1 rRNA gene is annotated in these 643 nt (G+C 54.6%); it reads left to right on the forward strand.

Going from position 1 to position 643, the window contains the following annotated elements:
- Window positions 1-518 precede the first annotated feature (518 nt).
- A 23S ribosomal RNA gene (locus MM817_RS16420) occupies window positions 519-643 on the forward strand; the annotation flags it as partial.

Raw genomic sequence — 643 nt, forward strand, 5'->3', positions numbered from 1 at the left:
TGACAACTAGAGGTGAACACGTGAATGCAGATGAACTTGATGGGTAGTAGCATCAAGCCAAAAGCAACAGTGACACAAGTGACCAGAATCCACGCAGTGGATTCGAGGTCATGCCCTTCCCGCAAGGCAGAAGAGTATGTGCTGTGTATGCAAGTGTCTTTAGAGAAGAAAGAGTGACCAGGAGCTGCGAAGCAGATCCGAAGTCATGCCCTCCTCGATGCACAAACGAACACGCCGTATCTTTCACGCAAGGCAGGAGGGTATTCGTCAAGGAGACACGAGCAGGTCAAGGAAGCGAAGAGACACGACGAGGGAGCGTACGAAGTAGGTACGAGACCGAGACGTGGAAAGAAGCTGACGCAGAGATGCGACGTGGATCTGCAGACGAATGTCGTCAAGGAGACACGAGCAGGTCAAGGAAGCGAAAGACACGACGAGGGAGCGTACGAAGTAGGTACGAGACCGAGGCGTGGAAAGAAGCTGACGCAGAGATGCGACGTGGATCTGCAGACGAATGAGGATAAGGTAGGAAGAGCGCACGGGGGATGCCTAGGCGCTAGGTGCCGAAGAAGGACGGGGCGAACACCGATATGCCTTGGGGAGCCGTACGCAGGCAGAGATCCGAGGATTTCCGAATGGGGGA

The sequence above is a fragment of the Sulfoacidibacillus ferrooxidans genome (assembly GCF_022606465.1).
Lineage (GTDB): Bacteria > Bacillota > Bacilli > Alicyclobacillales > SLC66 > Sulfoacidibacillus > Sulfoacidibacillus ferrooxidans.